This is a genomic window from Streptomyces sp. NPDC052040 (assembly GCF_044548405.1).
Classification (GTDB): Bacteria; Actinomycetota; Actinomycetes; order Streptomycetales; family Streptomycetaceae; genus Streptomyces.
On the sequence record NZ_JBIUBV010000003.1, the window covers coordinates 453,133 to 472,929 of the forward strand.

16 protein-coding genes are annotated in these 19,797 nt (G+C 73.1%); 9 read left to right on the forward strand and 7 right to left on the reverse strand.

The features are described from left to right. The first annotated feature begins 201 nt into the window (after positions 1 to 201). The gene (locus ACIHAA_RS10395; protein ID WP_399815302.1) at positions 202 to 714 is read left to right on the forward strand and encodes an EF-hand domain-containing protein; all 513 of its coding nucleotides are present in this window, start codon (positions 202 to 204) and stop codon (positions 712 to 714) included. Here ACIHAA_RS10395 and ACIHAA_RS10400 read toward each other — a convergent pair. Continuing rightward, on the reverse strand, positions 693 to 2,207 hold the full coding sequence (locus ACIHAA_RS10400) for a class I adenylate-forming enzyme family protein (RefSeq protein ID WP_399815304.1): 1,515 nt from the start codon (positions 2,205 to 2,207) through the stop codon (positions 693 to 695). The two genes, ACIHAA_RS10395 and ACIHAA_RS10400, sit on opposite strands and share 22 nt — an antisense overlap. A gap of 218 nt (positions 2,208 to 2,425) precedes the next feature. Here ACIHAA_RS10400 and ACIHAA_RS10405 point away from each other — a divergent pair, with 218 nt between their 5' ends. The 3 genes from ACIHAA_RS10405 (at position 2,426) to ACIHAA_RS10415 (ending at position 5,437) form a co-directional block, all read left to right on the forward strand. After that, positions 2,426 to 3,580, forward strand: a complete 1,155-nt coding sequence (locus tag ACIHAA_RS10405) for an acyl-CoA dehydrogenase family protein (RefSeq protein ID WP_399815454.1) — start codon at positions 2,426 to 2,428, stop codon at positions 3,578 to 3,580. Between the two features lie 7 nt (positions 3,581 to 3,587). After that, the gene (locus tag ACIHAA_RS10410; protein WP_399815306.1) at positions 3,588 to 4,466 is read left to right on the forward strand and encodes an acyl-CoA dehydrogenase family protein; all 879 of its coding nucleotides are present in this window, start codon (positions 3,588 to 3,590) and stop codon (positions 4,464 to 4,466) included. A 479-nt stretch (positions 4,467 to 4,945) separates the two neighbouring features. Next, positions 4,946 to 5,437: an ATP-binding protein gene (locus ACIHAA_RS10415; protein WP_399815308.1), complete on the forward strand. Its 492-nt coding sequence runs from the start codon at positions 4,946 to 4,948 to the stop codon at positions 5,435 to 5,437. Positions 5,438 to 6,055: 618 nt separating this feature from the next. Here the strand turns inward: ACIHAA_RS10415 and ACIHAA_RS10420 are convergent. After that, positions 6,056 to 6,982 (reverse strand): cyclase family protein, encoded by a 927-nt coding sequence (locus ACIHAA_RS10420; RefSeq protein WP_399815309.1) that lies wholly within the window; start codon positions 6,980 to 6,982, stop codon positions 6,056 to 6,058. Positions 6,983 to 7,073: 91 nt separating this feature from the next. Between ACIHAA_RS10420 and ACIHAA_RS10425 the strand changes: the two genes are divergently transcribed. The 4 genes from ACIHAA_RS10425 (at position 7,074) to ACIHAA_RS10440 (ending at position 11,915) form a co-directional block, all read left to right on the forward strand. Further along, a complete protein-coding gene (locus ACIHAA_RS10425; RefSeq protein WP_399815311.1) occupies positions 7,074 to 7,985 on the forward strand; it encodes an SDR family oxidoreductase in 912 nt (303 codons plus the stop codon). A gap of 146 nt (positions 7,986 to 8,131) precedes the next feature. Continuing rightward, entirely contained in the window at positions 8,132 to 9,376 is a 1,245-nt protein-coding gene (locus tag ACIHAA_RS10430; RefSeq protein WP_399815456.1) for an acyl-CoA dehydrogenase family protein, read from the forward strand. A gap of 23 nt (positions 9,377 to 9,399) precedes the next feature. After that, complete coding sequence (locus ACIHAA_RS10435; RefSeq protein WP_399815457.1) at positions 9,400 to 10,449, forward strand: Zn-dependent alcohol dehydrogenase; 1,050 nt, start codon at positions 9,400 to 9,402, stop codon at positions 10,447 to 10,449. Positions 10,450 to 10,637: 188 nt separating this feature from the next. Beyond that, positions 10,638 to 11,915, forward strand: a complete 1,278-nt coding sequence (locus ACIHAA_RS10440; protein ID WP_399815313.1) for an MFS transporter — start codon at positions 10,638 to 10,640, stop codon at positions 11,913 to 11,915. On the opposite strand, the gene ACIHAA_RS10445 is transcribed toward ACIHAA_RS10440, so the two are convergent. Then, positions 11,799 to 12,842, reverse strand: coding sequence for a GlxA family transcriptional regulator (locus tag ACIHAA_RS10445; protein WP_399815315.1), 1,044 nt, complete (start codon positions 12,840 to 12,842; stop codon positions 11,799 to 11,801). The two genes, ACIHAA_RS10440 and ACIHAA_RS10445, sit on opposite strands and share 117 nt — an antisense overlap. Positions 12,843 to 12,901: 59 nt before the next feature. On the opposite strand from ACIHAA_RS10445, the gene ACIHAA_RS10450 reads away from it, so the two are divergent. After that, positions 12,902 to 14,221 (forward strand): MFS transporter, encoded by a 1,320-nt coding sequence (locus tag ACIHAA_RS10450; RefSeq protein WP_399815317.1) that lies wholly within the window; start codon positions 12,902 to 12,904, stop codon positions 14,219 to 14,221. Positions 14,222 to 14,243: 22 nt separating this feature from the next. Here the strand turns inward: ACIHAA_RS10450 and ACIHAA_RS10455 are convergent, their stop codons facing one another. The 4 genes from ACIHAA_RS10455 to ACIHAA_RS10470 form a co-directional block, all read right to left on the reverse strand. After that, entirely contained in the window at positions 14,244 to 14,864 is a 621-nt protein-coding gene (locus tag ACIHAA_RS10455) for a flavin reductase family protein (protein WP_399815458.1), read from the reverse strand. A gap of 55 nt (positions 14,865 to 14,919) precedes the next feature. Then, positions 14,920 to 15,747 carry an enoyl-CoA hydratase/isomerase family protein gene (locus tag ACIHAA_RS10460; RefSeq protein WP_399815319.1) on the reverse strand — a complete coding sequence of 276 codons (828 nt, stop codon included), beginning with the start codon at positions 15,745 to 15,747 and terminating at the stop codon, positions 14,920 to 14,922. 121 nt (positions 15,748 to 15,868) lie between these two features. Continuing rightward, on the reverse strand, positions 15,869 to 18,094 hold the full coding sequence (locus tag ACIHAA_RS10465; protein WP_399815321.1) for an acetate--CoA ligase family protein: 2,226 nt from the start codon (positions 18,092 to 18,094) through the stop codon (positions 15,869 to 15,871). Between the two features lie 245 nt (positions 18,095 to 18,339). Continuing rightward, the gene (locus tag ACIHAA_RS10470; RefSeq protein ID WP_399815322.1) at positions 18,340 to 19,545 is read right to left on the reverse strand and encodes a flavin-containing monooxygenase; all 1,206 of its coding nucleotides are present in this window, start codon (positions 19,543 to 19,545) and stop codon (positions 18,340 to 18,342) included. Positions 19,546 to 19,797: the final 252 nt, after the last annotated feature.

Consider the following 19,797-nt stretch of genomic DNA (forward strand, 5'->3'; position numbering starts at 1 on the left):
CCCTGCTGTGACTCAAGCGCCCCGGACCGCAGGGGAGCGTCGCCGGGCCGGTCCGGGAAACCTCCCCGTACAGCCACACTGTTGTCCCGGAATTCCCGCGGTCTTGGTACAAGCGTCGTTTTCCGGCTCCCCGTGTCCCCCGGCGTCGTACGCTCCCTGCGAGACGCACCCCCGATTCATGTAAGGCGGCCTCAGAACACCATGGTCAGCACCGAGTACGAGCGCAGGATCGCCGCCCGGTTCGCCACGTTCGACCAGGACGGCAACGGCTACATCGACCGCGAGGACTTCAGCGCTGCGGCCAAGGCCGTGCTCACCGAGTTCGGCACCCCCGCCCGGTCCGAGCGGGGGCAGGCCCTCTACGCAGGTGGCGAGGCGTTCTGGCAGGGCATGGCCGGTATCGCCGACCGGGACGGCGACCAGCGCATCAGCCGCGCGGAGTTCGTGGGCGGCGCGGTCAAGCGGCTGCGCGACAACCCCGAGCGCTTTGCGGAGATCGCCCGCCCCTTCCTGCACGCGGCCCTGGCCGTCGCGGACGGCGACCACGACGGCCGCGCCACGGTCGAGGAGACCGCCCGCGTCCTCGGGGCGCTCGGAGTGCCGGAGGACCTCGCCCGGTCGACCGCCGCCTCGCTCGACACCGACGGCGACGGCCGGGTCGAGGAGAGCGAGATCGTGGCTGCGTTCGCCCGCTACTTCACCGTGCCCGAGTAGCGCTCCCGCAGCTTGTACTTGAGCACCTTCCGCAGGGTGTCGTTGCGCGGGAGGGCGTCCACCACCTCCAGCCGCTCCGGCAGCTTGTGCACGGACAGCCCCTCGGCGCGCAGATACGAGACGACCTCCGCCAAGGTCAACTCCGGGGCGCCGGGCGGCTGTTCCACCACGGCGCAGACCCGTTCGCCGCGGTCCCGGTCGGGCAGCCCGATCACCGCCGCGTCCCGCACCGCCGGATGGCCGTGCAGCAGGTCCTCGATCTCCCGGGCGGAGATGTTCTCCCCCTTGCGGATGATGACGTCCTTCAGGCGCCCGGTGAGCACCAGATGCCCACTGCCGGTGAGATGCCCGAGGTCGCCGGTGCGGAAGAACCCGTCCGCGTCGAAGGCCTCCGCCGTCTGCGCCGGGTCCAGATACCCCCGGCACACGGCCTCCCCCCGCAGGCGCACCTCCCCGCCGACGATCCGTATCTCCATCCCCTCGGGCGGCCGCCCCTCGGTGGTCGCCAGCTGGTGGGCCGAGTCGTCCGGCCGCCCCATGGTGATCATGGGCACCTCGGTCATCCCGTACCCGTGCAGGAGCTGCACCCCCAGCTCGCGGACCACCTCGTGGTACAGCTCGGGCGGCTTCGGCGCCCCGCCGCCCGCCAGCAGCCGCAGGGTCGGCACGATCCGGGACCCGGGCCGCCCGCGCTGCTCGGCGAGGAACATCCCGTAGAAGGCGGTGGATCCGCCCGCCACCGTCACCCCGTGCCGACGGCAGTCCGCCAGCGCGTCCGGCAGTGCGAACCGCTCGAACAGCACCGCAGGGAAGCCGTACAGCAGCAGCATCACCGTGTAGTCGGGCCCGCCGATGTGCGCGTACGGGAAGGCGATGGAGCCCACATCGCGTTCGGACGGGCCGAGTGCGTGCGCGAGGCAGGACCCGCCCGCGAGCAGGGAACGGTCCGTGTGCAGCACGCCCTTGGGGTCGGAGGTCGTCCCCGAGGTCCAGTGGATCCAGCGGACCGCGGTGCCGTCGGCGGGCGGCGGCGGCAGTACGGCCGGGTCCCCGTCGGGCAGGTCCTCGCTCCCGTACACCCGGAAGACGCCCCGCGCGCCGAGCCGCCGTGCCATCGCCGCATGGTCGAAATCCCGCCAGACGCCCGGCACCGCGAAGAACTCCGCCCCGGTCCGGCGGAGCGCGAAGCCGACCTCGCGGTCCCGGCAGTAGGGGATGACCGGGGTCTGCACGGCCCCGAGGCGGGCCAGCGCGAAGGACAGCAGGGCGGTCTCGATCCGGGTGGGCAGCTGCCAGGCGACCACCGTCCCGGGGCGCACACCCATCCCGTACAGCCCGGCGGCCACCCGCTCGGCCCGCTCGCACAGCTCCCCGAAGGTCAGCGAGCGGTCGTCCTGGAGCAGAACGGGCCGGTCGGGGGTGAGGGCGGCCCGCCGGGCAGCCAGCTCCCACAGCGTCCGGGACGCACCCAGCGCCCGCGCGGTGTCGTTCACATCGCCCCCTGTCCTATCGCCTGACGGTACGTCAGATAGTGCGGGAGCGTAGAACCGGTCGCCTTGCCGGTCCAGGGGCGCGGAGCTACTCTGCCCCGCAGACCTGATGAAGTGTCAGATTCATGTCTGCCGCCAGGGGAGGCACCCGGACCCATGACACCCATGACACCCATGACACTGGCGACATTCAGGACACCTGCGTCCGCCCCGGACTGCTAGTGGACCTCACCGACTCGCCCGAGGAGGCGGAGTTCCGTGCCCAGTTGCGGGCCTGGCTGGCGAGGACGCTGCCGGGGCTGCCCCCGAAGCCGCCCCCCGACGACTGGCCCGCCCGCCGCGCCTACGACCTCGACTGGCAGCGGACGCTCCACGACGCCGGATACGCGGGACTGCACTGGCCCGTGGACGCGGGCGGCCACGGCGCCACCCCCACCCGGCATCTGATTTTCCTGGAGGAGACGGAGCGGGCGGGGGCGCCCTATGTGGGCGCCAACTTCGTCGGGCTGCTGCACGCGGGCCCGACCATCGCCGCCGAGGGCACCCCCGAGCAGCGGGCGCGCTGGCTGCCGCCCGTGCTGCGCGGCGAGGAGGTGTGGTGCCAGGGGTTCAGCGAACCGGGGGCGGGCTCCGACCTGGCCTCGCTGCGCACCCGCGCCCGCCGGGACGGCGACCACTACGTGGTGAGCGGGTCCAAGCTCTGGACCTCGCACGCCGAAGTGGCCGACTGGTGCGAACTGCTGGTCCGCACGGATCCCGGCGCGCCGAAACACCGGGGCATCACCTGGCTCGCGATGCCCATGGACGCGCCGGGCGTCACCGTACGCCCGCTGCGCACCCTCGCGGGGTCGCACGAGTTCGCCGAGGTGTTCCTCGACGAGGTGCGGGTGCCGGTGGCCAACCGGGTCGGCGCCGAGAACGACGGCTGGCGGGTGACCCTGGTGACCCTGTCCTTCGAGCGCGGCACGGCCTTCGCCGGGGAGGTGGTGGCCTGCCGTCGGCTGCTGCGCGAACTCGCCCGCGCGGCCCGGGCGGACGGCCGCTGGGACGACACCCCGCTCCGGCGGCGGCTGGGCAGGCTGAACGCGGAGTTCCGCGCCCTGTGGCGGCTCACCCAGTGGAATGTGAGCGAGGCGGAACGCACCGGGGGAGCGCCCGGCGCGGGCGGCTCGGTCTTCAAACTGCGGTACTCGCACGCCCGGCAGGAACTCTTCGACGCCGCCGCCGAGATCCTCGGCCCCGACTCCCTGGACCTCGACCGCCCCTGGGCCCTGGAGCGGCTGTCCTCGCTGTCGTACACCATCGCGGCGGGCACCTCGCAGATCCAGCAGAACATCGTGGCCGAACGCATCCTGGGGCTGCCGAAGGGGCGGTGACTCATCCGTGCGCTTCCAACTCACCGACGACCAGCGTGCCTTGCGGGCGGGCATACGGGCGCTGCTCGCGGGCCGTTTCGGCCGGGACGCGCTGTGGGCCGCCGCCGCCCGCCCCGGCGTCCTGGACCGGGCGCTCTGGCGCGAGCTGGGCGCCGCGGGCCTGTTCGCGCTGCGGTTGCCGGAATCGGCCGGCGGGGTCGGGCTGGGGCTTCCCGAGGCGGTGCTCGCCTTCGAGGAGGCGGGCCGGGCGCTGCTGCCCGGGCCGCTGGTGGCCACGCATCTGGCGGCCGGTGAGGTGGCGGGCGCGGCCGACGGCGGGACCGTGGTCACGGCGGTGTCCGGGGGTCTGGTGGAGTGGCTGGCCGAGGCGGACGTCGTGCGGGGGGACGCGGAGGGCGCCGTACCCCTCCGCTCGGTGGACCCGCTGACCCCCCTGCACCGGGTGGGCCGGGCCCCCGCCACGCCCGACCCGGCGGCCGTCCTGCTCACCGCCGCCGAACAACTGGGCGGCGCCGCCAGGACCTGCGAGCTGGCGGTGGCGTATGCCCGGACCCGGGAGCAGTTCGGGCGGCCGGTCGGCGCCTTCCAGTCGGTCCAGCGGCTGTGCGCGCGGAGCCTGGTGCGGGTGGAGACGGCCCGGGCCGCCGTCTACGCCGCCGCCGTCACCGCCGACCCTCTCGACATCGCCGCGGCCCGGCTGCTCGCCGACGAGGCCGCCGTCCGCGGCGCGCGCGACTGCCTCCAGGTCCACGGGGGAACGGGCTTCACCTGGGAGTCCGAGGTGCATCTGTTCCTCAAGCGGGCCTGGGTGCGGACCCATCGTATGGGTGTATCTACGCAGAGTGACGAAACTCTTGCTGATGATCTTCTGTCTGGAGAGGTGTAAACGCCCTTTGTGCAGGCATTCTTCGGGTCGGCCCGGTGGGGATGTTGCGGGTTGTGGCGGTACGGAATCACGGAGCGTTGATACCGGGTTGTGTCCTACGCGTGACTTGTCACGGGCTGGAGTCGGCGCGGGGCTCGGGTACCTTGTGTGGGATGCGAGCGGTTCCGAGCACGAGCCCGACCGGTGCGGCCCCTGTGGCGGCGCCGGACCCGGCGATGCGTGCCGCTCGCGGGGCGGTGCGAAACCCCGCATTTGCCTGTTCGACTCCCCGTGGCAAGCGTCGCACAGTATGCCGTACGCGTACTCCTTCGCGCTGGAATATGCCCGAAGCGCTTGTTGGGGTGACTGTACGTCAACCATGCTGTCGTGCAAGGGAATCACGGTCCGTGATCCTGGTTCCTGCCATGCAGACGATGACCACGATCGTGGCGCTCGCAAGGCGCGAGGCGATGTGTCCGCCGGTTCGGATGGTGTGAGCGGTGCAGGTGCTTCAAGTGCAGCTGGAGATCCGGCCCGACCCCGCGGAGGTGGGGCGAGCCCGCAGGTGGGCGCGTTCCCGGCTCGCCGGATCGGGGATAGGCGCGGACGAGCCGCTGGCCGAGACCCTGATCCTGCTCGTCTCCGAGCTCGTCACCAACGCCGTGGTGCACACCGGCTGCCCCGCCGTGCTGCGCCTGCTCCTGACGGGCGTCCGTGACGACGCCTCCGGCACCCCGGGCGGCACCGTACGCCTCGAAGTGGCCGACGCCAGCGCCCGCCCCCCGGCCCCCCGGCACGCCCGGGGCGACGAGACCGGCGGCCGCGGGCTGGAACTGGTGGACGGCCTCGCCGATCGCTGGGGCTGGGACCCGGAGGGTCCGGGCAAGCTCATCTGGTGCGAGGTGGACCGCTGCGCCGCCAAGGTGGGCGGCCGGATCACGGCCTGCACAACGGATGTGGCGCTCGCCGACCTGGCGTACGGAGCGGTGTAGCGGAGCGGTCCGGCTCTACGGCATGGAGGGCGGCGCGGTCCGGCTCTGTGGCGCGGGGAGTGGTCGCGGTCCGGCTCTGTAACGCGGGGAGTGGTCGCGGTCCGGCTCTGTGACGCGGGGAGTGCCCGGTGTCGGTGTGGTGCTCGTGGGCGCATGCGCCCGGGTGTGCGGCCGCACGGCGAGGGGTGTCCGCGGCGGGACGGCCGTGGATGCGCCGGGACGTGCTTCCGTGCGCACCGCCGTGACAAGCGCGGACGCGAGGAAATCCCTGACGGCTGTTGACGCCACGTGTCTGTTTGATCACGCTGGAGTGCAGCGATGCGCCGTGAGGGGACGACGAGGGCCGTGACGACGGGGCCCTCGACGAGTGCGGATCGTGACGCGGCGACGGCTCCCACAGGGCCGGGCGGCCCCGCCGGGCCGTCCGGGGAGCGGGGCGGGCACGCCGATGCCGGATGGCGGTGCGCGCTGACGCGCTCGGGGCGGGCAGGGGCGTACTGCCATCCGGTTCACTTTGTGGCGGCGGTTCGCCTGGCGGCGGTGATTCGGCTGATGGTGGCGATTCGGTTGGCGGTGGCGACTCGCCCGGCGTCGTTCTGAGTGAATCGTTCGGCGTGTCTAGAGGATCGCCACCGGTGCGACGGGTGCGCCCGTGCCACCGGTGAAGGGTTCGGGTGTCGCCGACAGCAGAAAGGCGTAGCGCCCCGCTTCTCCACAGGCTGTGGACAACTCTTCGAGATTCCAGTTCTGCCCCTGCGGCATCCCCATCTCGACCAGGTCCAGCGCATGGACCGGCAGCCACAGGTCCTCGATCTCGGGCGGGAAGATCTCAAAGGTGAGCGTGTCGTTCGCGACGGCCGCCACATCGCGCGCATGGAACCACTCCGGGGTGCGCACGGACAGCCCCGGCGACGGATGGGCGTAGGCCTCCCGGTCGCCCGCGAGGAGGCTCCGGATCTGCCCCGTCCGCACCAGCACGATGTCCCCCGGCCGCACCCGGGTGCCCGCGAACTCCTCCGCCGCGTCGAGGTCTTCGGGAGTGACGGCATGCCCCCCGGCCAGCCGGTCCCGGCCGAGCGTGCGGGCCACGTCCAGCAGGACACCCCGGGAGACGAGGTGCCGCGGCTTGTCGATCCCCCCGAACTCCGCGCCCCCGTGCGCGGTGACGGTCCCGGCCGGGCGCCCGTTGTAGAGCAGCCCGGAGTGCGAGACATGGCTGAGCGCGTCCCAGTGGGTGCCTGCCTGGAGCCCCATGGTCACCGCGTCGTCGCTGCACGCCACGGTGCCGGGTCCGAACAGCTCCTGGTTGATCTGCACCATGACATGCAGCGGATTGACCCGCCCCGGGATCACCCCGGTCTGCACCCCGTCCTGCCGCAGCGGCAGCGCGAGCGGAACGCGTCGGCCGCTCCGCACGCAGGCGGCGGCCTCCCGCACGGTCGCGTCGGTGATGAGGTTCAGGGTCCCGATCTCGTCGTCCTCGCCCCACCGCCCCCAGTTGTTGACGCGTCCCGCGATCTCGTGGAACTCGGTCGGCAGTGACATGGGACCTCCCCGGGGCTTGTCTCCGAGCGGGTGGCGGGCCGTAGAATCAGAAATCTAACGGACCGTCAGAAACGACGGGAAGGGGCCGGGCATGGGGAACTTCCTGGCGGGCAAGGTCGTCGCCGTGACCGGCGCGGGCCGCGGGATCGGACGGGCGGTGGCGCTGGCCGCGGCGGCCGAGGGAGCCCGGGTCGTCGTCAACGACCTCGGGGTGTCCGTGGAGGGAGCCGCGCCCACCAGCGCCGTCGCCGAGGCCGTGGCCGAGGAGATCGCGGCCGCGGGCGGCGAGGCCGTCGCCGTGGCCGACGACATCGCCACGATGGCGGGCGGCCGCCGGGTGGTCGACGAGGCGCTCGCCTCCTACGGCCGTCTGGACGGGGTGGTGTGCGTGGCGGGCATCCTGCGCGAGCGGATGCTGTTCAACATGACCGAGGAGGAGTGGGACCCGGTGGTCGCCACCCATCTCAAGGGCACCTTCACCGTGTTCCGCGCGGCCTCGGCGGTGATGCGCGCCCAGCGTTCGGGCACCCTGATCGGCTTCACCAGCGGCAACCACCAGGGCTCGGTCGCCCAGGCCAACTACAGCGCGGCGAAGGGCGGCATCATCTCCCTCGTCCGCAGCGCGGCGCTGGGCCTGCACAAGTACGGGGTGACGGCCAACGCGGTGGCACCGGTCGCACGCACCCGGATGTCGGCGAACGTCCCCCTGGAGCTGAAGGAGATCGGCGAACCGGAGGACGTGGCCGCGCTGGTGGTCTATCTGCTGTCGGACCACGCCCGGGACCAGCGCATCACCGGGCAGGTGTACACGATCGCGGGTCCCAAGCTCGCGGTCTGGGCCCAGCCCAGGGAGCTGCGGGCGGCCTATGCGGAGGGCCCCTGGAGCCCGGACCGGATCGCCGACATCCTGAGCGGCACCGTGGGGGCGGACCCGATGCCCCTCCTCGCGCAACTGGAGTCGATGGAACGGGCGGCCCGGGAGGGGGATCGCCCCAACGCGTGAGGCGCCACCGGGCGCCCCGCCGGGCGCCCCACCGGGACGGGCCCGTGCCGGGGAGCCGTAGAGCACGTAGACCCTGGCCGCAGCGCAGCACCACAGGACCACAGGACCACAGGACCCCTTGGACCACAGAACCGGAGGCGGTGACCGTGGAGTTCGGCCCCCATCCCGAGGACCGGGCCTTCCGGGCCGAGGCGCGGGCCTGGTTGCGCACCAAGCTGGGCCCGGGCACGGCGTCGGGCGGCGCCCCGGGCGTGGCCCCGGGCACGGCGTCGGGCACCGACCGGCGCGAATGGGAACGTACGCTCGGTGCGGCGGGCTGGATCGGCCTCGGCTGGGCGGAGGACGGCTACGGCAACCGCCGCGCCACCCTCACCCAGCAGGTCGTATGGGCGGAGGAGTACGCCCGTTCGGGCGCGCCGCCCCGGTCCGGCCACATCGGCGAGAACCTCCTCGGCCCCACCCTCCTCGCCCACGGCTCACCGGAGCAGAAGTCCCGCTTCCTGCCCCCGATAGCGCGCGGTGACGAACTCTGGTGCCAGGGCTACAGCGAGCCCGGCGCGGGCTCCGACCTGGCCGGTGTCCGCACCGCCGCCGTACGCGACACCCCGGGCACCTACCGGGTCACCGGCCAGAAGATCTGGACCTCCCTGGCCCACGAGGCGGACTGGTGCTTCGTCCTCGCCCGCACCGACCCGGAGGGCCGCCGCCACCGGGGGTTGACCTTCCTTCTCGTTCCGATGGACCAGCCCGGCCGGATCGAGGTCCGCCCGATCCGCCAGCTCACCGGGACGAGCGACTTCAACGAGGTCTTCTTCGACGGGGCGACGGCCCGCGCCGAGCACGTGGTCGGCGGCGAGGGCGAGGGCTGGCGGGTCGCGATGAGCCTGCTCGGCGTCGAACGGGGCGTCTCCACCCTGGCCCAGCAGATCGGTTTCGCAGGGGAGTTGGGCGAGGTCCTGCGGACGGCGGTGGCGACGGGCGCGGCCGAGGACCCCGTCCTGCGCGACCGGCTCATCGCCCAGTGGGCGGAGCTGCGGGCGATGCGCTGGAACGCCCTGCGCACCCTGGGCGGCCCGGCGGACACGGGCGCCCCCAGCGTCGCGAAGCTGTTGTGGGGCGGCTGGCACCAGCGGCTCGGCGAACTGGCGATGCTGGTGCGCGGCGCCGCGGGGGCGGCGGGCCCGGCCGACCGCACGCCGGAGAACCCGTACCAACTGGACGCGGACCAACATCTGTTCCTCTTCGGCCGCGCCGACACCATCTACGGCGGCTCGGACGAGATCCAGCGCACGATCATCGCCGAGCGCGTGCTCGGCCTGCCCAGAGAACCCAGAGAACCCAGAGATCCCAGAGATCCCAGAGAACCCAAGGCAAGAGGCCCGGTGGCCTGAGGAGGCTTTCGATGCCAGGCGGGATACGGGGCGTGGTCTACGACGGCACCCGGGCGCGGGTCGTGGACGATCTGCGGCTGCGGGACCCGGGTCCCGGCGAGGTGCGGGTGGCGCTCGCGGCGGCAGGGCTGTGCCACAGCGATCTGTCCGTGGTGGACGGGACCATCCCCTTCCCCGTGCCCGTGGTGCTCGGCCATGAGGGCGCGGGCACGGTGGAGGCGGTGGGGGACGGGGTCACCCATGTCCGGCCCGGGGACCATGTGGCGCTGTCCACCCTGGCGAACTGCGGGACCTGCGCGGAGTGCGACCGGGGCCGCCCGACGATGTGCCGGGCGGCGATCGGGCGTCCCGGCCGGCCGTTCAGCCGGGGCGGCCGCCCGGTGTTCCAGTTCGCGTCGAACTCGGCCTTCGCGGACCGCACCCTGGTGCGGGCGGTCCAGGCCGTACGCATCCCCGAGGACATCCCGCTGACCTCGGCCGCGCTGATCGGCTGCGGTGTGCTGACCGGAGTGGGCGCCGTGCTCAACCGCGCCCGGGTGGGGCAGGGCGACACCGTCCTCGTCATCGGGGCGGGCGGCATCGGCCTCAACGTCTGCCAGGGCGCCCGGATCGCGGGCGCGTCCAGCATCGTGGCGGTGGACGCCAACCCGGCGAAGGAGGCGGTGGCACGTCGGTTCGGTGCAACGGATTTCCTCTCCTCGGTGCGCGAGCTGAGGGACCTTCTGCCGATGGGCGTCGACCACGCGTTTGAGTGCGTCGGCCGGGTGGAGCTGATCCGGGCCGCGATCGACTCCCTGGACCGCCACGGGCAGGCGGTCCTGCTCGGTGTGCCGCCCGCGACGGCGGAGGCGTCCTTCCTGGTCTCGTCGCTCTACCTGGACAAGTCCGTCCTGGGCTGCCGCTACGGCTCCTCCCGCCCCCAGCGGGACATCGCCCTCTACGCCCGGCTGTACCGCGAGGGCCGCCTGCTGCTGGACGAACTGGTGACCGCGACCTACCCGGTGGAGGACTACGAGAAGGCCGCCGCCGACACGCGCGAGGGGAGGGTGGCCAGAGCGGTGCTCACCTTTTGATCCCGGGCGCGCGGCCTCCTGCTCGAACAGCGCGGAGCGCCCGCCGGACGCGCGCGAGCCGCACACCTGGCCGCGAACACACTCTCCATCAACCGGCCTTGGACGTCCCGCCCCCGGCCTCCGGATTGTCCACAGGGTGCGGGAAAACCCGTGGGCCGCTGTCAGTGCCGTCGCCTACCTTCGGAGGCATGTCGTACCGAGACGTGATCTCCGGGCGGGTGCTGACCTGGGCCCTGGTGGCGGTCTGCGCCCGGATCCCGGTCGCCATGGCCCCGCTCGCCCTGGTGTTCCTCGCCCGCCACCGCCCCGGCGGCTACACCCTGGGCGCGACCCTGGCCGCGGTCTACGTCATCGGTGAGATCGCCGGTGCCCCCGTGCTCGGCATGCGGATGCGCCCCGACCGGGCCCGTGCCCAGATGGCCGCGGGACTCGCGGCCGGGGCGGCCGGGTTCGCGGGACTCGGCGCCTTCCCGGACGCCCACCCGGCGGTCCTCGCGGTGTGCGCGTTCCTCGCAGGGAGCGCCCCGGCCGCGGCCCCCGGCGGTCTGCGGTCCCTGCTCACCGGGCTCGTCCCCGCCCACGCGGCAGCCCAGGCGCTGTCCGCCGAGTCCCTGCTGACATCCGGCGTCTGGGCCGTGTCCCCGGCCGCGGTCACCGGCCTTGCGCTCGGCGTGGCGCCGCGGGTGCCGCTGCTGCTGGCGGCCGCCCTGATGGCCGCCTCGGTCGCCGGACTGTGGCTGCTGCCGCCGGGCTGGACGGCGGACCCGGTCGGCCGCGACGAGGTCTCGATGGCCGGGCTGCTCGCCCGCGCCTGGCCGGTGTATGTGACCGCGGCCGCCAGCCTCTCCCTGCTCTCCCTGGCCGAACTGGTCCTGCCCGCCCTGCTCGAACAGCGCGGAGCGCCCGTCGGCTGGTCGGGCCCGATGCTCACCGGGCTCGCCGTGGGCTCGGGAATCGGCGCCTTCGTGTACGGGCTGCGCACCTGGCCGGGCGGCCTGCGGCTGCGGAGCGTGGTGCTGATGTGCGGCCTCTGCGCGTGCGTGGCCTTCGCCGCGCTGATACCGGGCCCCGCCTGGATCGCCGCGGCACTGGTCGTCGCGGGCATGCTCCAGGCGGGCGCGTCGGTCACCCGCACCATGGCGCTGCGCGAGGTCCTCCCCTCCGGCGCCCTGGCCGCGGGCTACTCGGTGATGTACGCGGCGGTGGGCATCGGCTATGCGGCCACCGGCTCCCTGGCGGGCGCGATGCTCCGCTTCACCGCACCCTCCACCGCGATCCTGGCGGGCATCGCCCTGACCCTGCTGCTCACCGCGGTGGGCGCCCGCGGCGAGGGCTCCCGGCGGCCCGTCTCAACTCCCGTCGCCGCAGCGGGCACCGGCATCCCGGCCGCCGTGGACGGCAAGACCGTCACCCGCGCGGAAGGTGCGCCGGTAGGCGGTGGGGGTGACTCCGAGTGCCGACTGTAGGTGCTGCCGCATCGACTGGGCCGTGCCGAAACCGGAATCCCGTGCCACCTGGTCGATCGACAGGTCCGAGGACTCCAGCAGCTGGCGGGCCCGTTCGACGCGCTGCTGGGTCAGCCACTGGCCGGGGCTCACCCCGACCTCCTCGCGGAAGCGGCGGGTGAAGGTGCGCACGGACATGGACTCCTGCTCCGCCATGTCCCGCAACGCGATGGGCCGGTGGAGGCGGCCGAGGGCCCAGGCGCGGGCGGCGGTCGTGGTGGCCAGCTGCGGATCGGGCACGGGACGGTGGATGTACTGGGCCTGGCCGCCGTCGCGGTGCGGGGGGACGACCGTGCGGCGGGCCACCTCGTTGGCGACGGCGGTGCCGTGGTCGCGGCGCACCATGTGCAGACACAGATCGATCCCGGCCGCCACTCCGGCGGAGGTCAGCACATCGCCGTCGTCGACGAACAGCACGTCCGCGTCGACCTCGATCCGCGGGAAGAGCCGCCGGAAGCGTTCGGCGTCGGCCCAGTGCGTGGTGGCGGGCCGCCCGTCGAGGAGACCGGCGGCGGCGAGGACGTAGACACCGGTGCAGATGGAGGCGAGCCGGGTGCCGGGGCGGATGTGGGCGAGTGCGGCGGCCAGTTCCCCGGTGAGCACCCCCTGCTCGAAGACCGGGCCCAGTTCGTAGGAGGCGGGGACGACGACGGTGTCGGCGGTGGCCAGGATCTCGGGGCCGTGCGGGACGTGGACGATGAAGTCCGCGTCGGTCTCGACCGGCCCGGGCGGCCGCACCGAGCAGGTCAGGACCTCGTACAGGAGCCGCCCCTCGGCGTCTCTCGGGCGCCCGAAGATCCGGTGCGGGATGCCCAGCTCAAAGGGGAGCAGCCCGTCCAGGGCGAGCACCACGACGCGGTGCGGTCGGAACTCCGGCTCACGGGTCATGGCCCGATCCTAGCGAACACTGTCCTTCGGGCCACTCGATCGGGAGAATCCCGGCCTCGATGCTCAAGGGCGTGACCTGGACACCCGACACCGCAGCCGCAGCCCCCGAGGAACCCCGCACCGGCAGGACGTCCACCCGCCTCCACCGGGCCTGGTTCGTCGCCGCCGTCACCTTTGTGACGATCATCGGCGCCGCCGCCTTCCGTTCGCTGCCCGGTCTGCTGATCGACCCCCTGCACCAGGAGTTCGGCTGGTCGCGTGGCACGATCGGCGCCGCCGTCTCCATCAACCTGGCGCTCTACGGAGTGACCGCGCCCTTCGCGGCCGCCCTGATGGACCGCTTCGGCATCCGCCGGGTGGTCGCCGCGGCCCTCGCGGTCATCGCGCTCGGCTCCGGCGCGACCGTGTGGATGACCACGGCCTGGCAACTCCTGCTCTGCTGGGGCCTGCTCGTCGGCCTGGGCACCGGAGCGATGGCGCTGGCCTTCGCGGCGACGGTCACCAACCGCTGGTTCACCACGCGCCGCGGGCTGGTGAGCGGCATCCTCACCGCCGCGTCGGCCTCCGGTCAGCTGATCTTCCTGCCCGTGCTGTCCTGGATGGTCGAGGGCCACGGCTGGCGCCCGGCCGCGGTGACGGTCGCCCTCGCCGCCTGCGCGGTCATCCCCTTCGTCTGGCTGCTGCTGCGGGACCATCCCGCGGACGTGGGCCAGAAGCCCTACGGCGCCACCGAGTTCGTACCCCGGCCCGAGCCCGTGCCCGGTGCCGGCCGCCGGACCGTCGGCGTGCTGTTCTCCGCGACGCGGACGGGCACCTTCTGGCTGCTGGCCGGCACCTTCGCGATCTGCGGAGCCTCCACCAACGGCCTGGTCCAGACCCACTTCGTACCGGCCGCCCACGACCACGGCATGCCGGTCACGGCGGCCGCCTCGCTACTCGCGGTCATCGGCCTCTTCGACGTGGTGGGCACGATCGCCTCCGGCTGGTTCACCGACCGCTTCGAGCCGCGGCGGCTGCTCGCGGTGTACTACGCCCTGCGTGGGATCTCCCTGCTCTTCCTGCCGATCCTGCTGGCCCCCACCGTCCACCCCCCGATGGTCCTCTTCATCGTCTTCTACGGGCTGGACTGGGTCGCCACCGTCCCGCCCACCCTGGCGCTGTGCCGGGAGCAGTACGGCGAGGACAGCGCCATTGTCTTCGGCTGGGTCCTCGCCTCCCACCAGGTGGGCGCCGCCCTGGTCGCCTACCTCGGCGGGGTCGCGCGGGACACCTTCGGCTCCTACGACGTGGTCTGGTACGCCTCGGGCGCCCTGTGTGCGGCGGCGGCCCTGATGGCCCTGGTGATCCGCCGCCCGGCGGCCCTGCGGGCGCTCGCCTGACACCCGCCCCCGGGGGGCCGTCCTACGGGTGTGCCCCCGGCATGAAACGGCCCCGGTGGAACAGCAGGGGAGTGTCCGCGCCGTCGTCGGTGCCCAGGGCCTCCACCCGGCCCACCACGATCAGATGGTCGCCGCCCGAGTGCACGGCGTGTATCGCGCAGTCGATCCATGCCGTGGCGTCCGCCAGCCGCGGTGAGCCGGAGTAGGGCGCGGGCTCGTGGTCCACGCCCGCGAACTTGTCCCCGCCGCTGACCGCGAACCCGCGGCACAACTCGCCCTGGTGCGCGGCCAGCACATTCACACAGAAGACCCCCGCCTGCGCGATCCGCGGCCAGGTGCGCGAGGCCCGGCCGACCAGGAAGACGACGAGCGGCGGATCGAGGGAGAGGGACGAGAAGGACTGGCAGGCGAACCCCGCGGGCCCGTCTCCGTCCTCCCCGGCGGGCGCGGTGATCACGGTGACACCGGTCGGGAAGTGGCCGAGGACACGGCGGAATTCCCCGGGATCGACCGGCGCCCGCTCGTCGTCGGCCACGGCGCGCAGCGCGGGCCGCGGCAGGGCCTCGACGGGACCCGCGACCGTGGGAGCCCCGACCGACCTGAGATAGCGGACGGCGGAGGCCGCCATGCCTGCGTGTCCCATCACGTTCCCATTGAAGCTGACGCCATATCAGAAGTGAACCCCTCGGCCGGGCCCTTCACCGCCCCCGGAAGCGGGGTTCCCGGCGCTCGGCGAAGCTGGTGACGCCCTCCTGGGCGTCCGCGGTCGTCATATTGATCTCCTGGGCCGCCGCCTCGGCCGCGAACGCCGCGCCCCGGTCCCCGTCCAGGGACGCGTTGACCAGTTGCTTGGCGAGGGCCAGGGCGCGGGTCGGTCCGGCGGCCAGGCGCTCGGCCCAGATCAGGGCGGCCCGCTCCAGACCGTCCGCGGGCACCACCCGGTTGACCAGGCCGAGGCGTTCGGCGTCGGCGGCGTCGAGCGCGTCGCCGAAGAACATCAGCTCCTTGGCGCGCTGGGGGCCGACCAGCCGGGACAGCAGATAGGCGCCGCCACCGTCCGGGACCAGCCCCCGCCGTACGAAGACCTCGACGAACCGGGCCGACGCGGCGGCCAGTACGAGATCGCAGGCGAGGGCGAGATGGGCGCCGAGACCGGCGGCGGTGCCGTTCACGGCGGCGATCACCGGCTTCTCGCAGTCGAGGACCGCGGCGACCAGGCGCTGGGCGCCCCCGCGGATGGTCCGGGCCACATCGCCGGGGAGCCGCTCCCCGGCAGCAGCCCCAGCCGCCCGCCCGCCGCGCAGATCCGCGCCCGCGCAGAAGCCGCGGCCCGCACCGGTGAGGACCACGGCCCGCACACCCGGATCGCCGGAAGCCTCGGAAAAACTTTGGATGAGCTGTTCCCGCAGGTCGGGCGTGATGGCGTTGAGGGAGGCGGGGCGGTTGAGGGTGAGCCACAGGACGTGACTGTCAGTGGTGTGCCGTATCAATGACTCGACGGGTTCTTCGGGGGAGGACATCATCATGTTCCGTTTGGTTTGGGGGGCCTTGGGGGTTCTGAGGGCTCTGGGCGTTCTGAAGGGTTGGTGGGGCCGGAGGCGGTGGCGGGGGCCGGTGGGCGGCCCGGGTGTCCGGCCGTTCCGGGGGTCAGCGGCAGACCGCCAGTGCGTCCAGGGCCACGGCTCCCTGCCCCCTCGGCAGCACCATCAGCGGATTGATGTCCAGTTCCGCGATGTCGTCCCCGAGTTCCAGGGCCATGCGCTGCACCCGCAGCACGACCTCGACGAGCGCCTCCACATCGGCCGGGGGGCGCCCGCGCACCCCGTCCAGCAGGGGCCGTCCGCGCAGTTCACCGAGCATGGCCCGCGCCTGGTCCTCACCGAAGGGCGGCACCCGCACGGCCACGTCCCGCAGCACCTCGACGAGCACACCGCCGAGCCCGGCCGTGACGGTCGGCCCGAAGAGCTTGTCGTGGGCGATACCGACGACCATCTCGACACCGGGCTCCACCATCTGGCACACGAGTACGCCGTCCAGCGTGATCCCTTCGTAGCGCGCGATGTCGGTCAGCTCCCGGTAGGCGTCCCTGACCTGGCTGGCGGAGGTGAGCCCGACCTTCACCAGGCCGAGTTCGGTCTTGTGGGCGATCCGCGCGCCGGACGCCTTCATCACCACCGGGTAGCCGACGAGCCCCGCCGCGCGGACGGCCGCCGCCGCGCTGGTCACCAACTGCTCCCGCGGCACCCGGATGCCGTAGGCCCGCAGCAATTGCTTCGCCGCGTGCTCGCTCAGCTGCTGCCCGGGACGCATCAGGGCCTTGGCCTTGCGGAAGGACGGCGAGGGGGTGCGGGGTGCCTCGTCGAAGGGGGACCGGTAGGCGTGGGTGAAGCGGTGGTGGTCGAGATGGGCCCGGACGGCCGTGAGGCAGTTCGCCACGGTGCGGAAGGTGACCACCCGGGAGGACCCGAGCAGCGTCTCGCGGTAGGCGCTCTCGGTGCCGACCGGCGACCCCCACACCACGCACACCAGCTTGTCCGTCTCCTCCGCCGCGGCCGCCAGATCCTCCACGAGCCTGTCGCTGAGCGGCGGAAAGGGCCCGGTGACGGGGCAGATCAGCACCCCGACCTCCGGGTCGTCCAGGATCGAGTCGATGATCTTCCGGCCGCGCCAGTCGCCCACCGGGTGACCGCCGTTGTCCACCGGATTGGCCACGTTCAGATAGTCGGGTATCCACTGGTGCAGTTCGGCCTGCCGGGCCTCGGACAGCACCGGCAGGCGCAGGCCCGCCTCGGTCGCGAGGTCCGCGACATGCGCGCCCGTGCCGCCCGAGATCGAATAGACGACCACCCCGTCCGCGCACGGGGTGCGGGCCCGGGCCAGCAGGGTCGCGGTGTCCTGGAGTTCGTCCAGGCCGTCGACGCGGATGACCCCGTACTGCCGCATCGCCGCGTCGACCACATCGTCCGCCCCGGTGAGCTTGCCGGTGTGTGAGGCGGCGGTGCGGGCGCCGGTCTCGGTGCGGCCCACCTTGACCGCGACGACCGGCACACCGCGGCGTGCGGCCCGGTCGGCGGCCAGGAGAAAGGACCGGCCGTCCTTCAGCCCCTCGATGTAGCAGGCGATGGCGCCGACTTCGGGCCGTTCGGCGAAGTAGGAGATGAAGTCGGCGGTCTCCAGGTCGGCCTCGTTGCCGGTCGGGGCCCAGTGGGAGAGCCGTACGCCCAGCTCCTGGAGCGCGAAGACGGGCCGCCCCTGGTGGCCGGACTGGGTGATGAGCGCGATGGCCGGACCGTCGAGGTCGTCCCGGAACGGCTCGAAGGCGTTGAGATTGGTGTTGGGCCCGAGCAGCCGGACCCCGGCCCGTTCCGCAGCCGCGGCCAGCCGGGCCTGGGCGGCCGCACCCTGCTCACCGGTCTCGGCGAAACCGGAGGCGAAGGCGACCGCGAACCTCACCTTGGCGGAGCCGAGTTCCTCGATGAGGGGGAGGGGGTCGGAGACGAGCAGTACGGCGAGATCGATCTGCGTGGGCAGGTCGGCGAGGGAGGGGACACAGGGCAGTCCGAAGACGGAACGGCGGGTGGGGTGTACGGGGTGGATCCGGGCGCCGACGCGCTCGGCCCAGGCCAGCAGCTGCCGGGTCATTCCGGTGCCGGGGCGCCCCTCGGTGTCGGAGGCACCGACGACGGCGACGGACTCGGGCCGGAAGAACCGGTCCAGGTCGGGGACCTCGGAGTGCAGTGGCCGTCCGCCGACATCGAGTTCCCCGGCGGCGGCGGGCCTGCCGTGCACCACCGGCGAGGCATGCTCCTCGCAGGCGGAGACCAGGGCCCGGCGGGAGTCGGTGGTCAGGCTGCCATGGGTTGATCCAAGCATCGCTCCACCCCGCTCCTGTTGTGACCGCTCAAGAACTGACGCAGTGTCAGATTACTGAACTGATGTCGCGTCAGGAATCTCTGTGCAGACAAAGACTGCCCTCGGGCGGCGGAGAGCAATCAACCGGCTCCGCGTGTGGGGCGGGCGGGGCGTGTGGGGCGAGCGAGGTTGGGGCGGGCGCTGGTGGGGGAGCCGATGATGGCCTGACCACTGACTCCCGCCGGGGCCGGGGACGGGGCCGGGGTTCAGTGTGGGGTGCGGGTGCGGGTGCGGGTCAGGTGGCGGGCTGTCGCCTTGGCGATCGGCCGGGCCTCGCGGGCCAGTTCGCGGAGGGTGCCGCTGATGGGGTTGGTGAAGCCGGTGAAATAGAGGCCGGGTGCGGTGTGCGGGGCGCGGGCGCCGTGGACGAGCGGTCTTCCCCGGGCGTCCAGGACATCGAGGTGGCCGACCAGCCCGTCCAGTGCGGGGACGTAGCCGGTGGCGGCGATGACCGCCTCCGGTGCGGTCCGGCTGCCGTCGGCGAGGACGGCTTCGGCACCCTCGAACCCCTCGACGGCCGCCACGATCTCGATCCGCCCCTTGCGCACGGCCTCGACCAACCCGGCGTCCTGGACCGGGATGGACCCCTCCTTCGCCCGGCGGTAGAGCCCCCTGCCGGGTCGGGGCAGCCCATGTGCCGACAGATCGGGCACGCCCAGTCTCGCCACCGGTCCGGCCAGCAGATCGACGAGCCCGGCGGGCAGCCTCCGGACCAGCACCCCCGTGTACTGGGCGGCCCACCCGGCGGTCGAGCGGCGCACGATGTGCGGTGCCGTCCGTACCGACAGCCGCACCCGGGAGGCGCCGCCCCGCACCAGGTCGACGGCGACCTCGGTACCGGTGTTCCCGGCGCCGACGACCAGGACGTCCCGTCCGGCGTACGGCCCCGCCTCGCGGTACTCGGCGGCGTGCAGGAACTCACCGGTGTAGGTGGCGAGTCCGGGCCAGTCGGGCACGCGCGGGGTGTGGTTGTGGCCGGTGGCGACCACGACCGCGCTGCCGGTCAGGCGGCGGCCGCCAGTGGCGTGCAGCAGCCAGCCGCTGCCGTCCGGTGCGGGCTCGACACGGGAGACCTCGACACCGGTGACGATCTCCAACTGGTGGTGCTCGGCGTAGGCCTCCAGATAGCGGACCATGCCGTCGCGCGGCACCCACCGCCCGGAGGAGCGCGGTATCGGCATACCGGGCAGGGCGGACAGGCGCCGGGTGGTGTGCAGCTGCAACCGGTCGTAGTGGCGCCGCCAGGACGCTCCGACGCCGTCGGACTTCTCCAGCACCACGGCCCGTACACCCCGGGCGCGCAGTGCGCAGGCGGTGGCCAGTCCGCCCGGGCCGCCGCCTATGACGTAGACGGGCCGGTCCTCCTGGACCGGTACCTCCGGGTGCGGCGAAACAGCAGTCGACAGGGCCATGAGCGGGAGCGTAATCCCGCTGGTGATTGATGGGTCTCGGTCAAGACCGGAATCGATTGCAAATTGATCACGGGTGCACAAGTGATGTGCGGAACAAGCCACTTACGGTGAGGGGTGTGGTGATTCATGAAGGGGCGGAGGGCATGGAAGTCCCCGGCCGCCCGGCTCTTGCGGGGCCGTCGCGGATGCGCTGAACTGACGTAGCGTCAGATAGCGGTCCCGGATCCCGGGTCCGGTTCCCAGGCCTTGGGA